1 protein-coding gene is annotated in these 243 nt (G+C 49.8%); it reads left to right on the forward strand.

Features of this window, described 5'->3' with window-relative positions; genetic code table 11:
• The coding region (locus ACYP03_RS27565; protein ID WP_459782878.1) for an FKBP-type peptidyl-prolyl cis-trans isomerase at positions 1 to 144 on the forward strand (144 nt) is incomplete at its 5' end.
• Positions 145 to 243: the final 99 nt, after the last annotated feature.

Consider the following 243-nt stretch of genomic DNA (forward strand, 5'->3'; position numbering starts at 1 on the left):
GAAGCTCTGCAAATGATGCCTGTCGGTTCTAAGTGGAAACTGTATATTCCGCAAAACCTGGCATACGGTGAGCGTGGCGCGGGTGCTGCCATCCCACCTTTCGCTGCACTTGTTTTCGAAGTTGAGCTGCTGGACATCCTGTAAGTCCTGCGTCCTTCTGAAAAACGGTGCTGCGGCACCGTTTTTTTGTCTCATATCAGCAACATACCCTGACAATAACCTGACAAACGCCCTCTTTTTTCT

This window comes from Photobacterium sp. R1 (assembly GCF_054600795.1).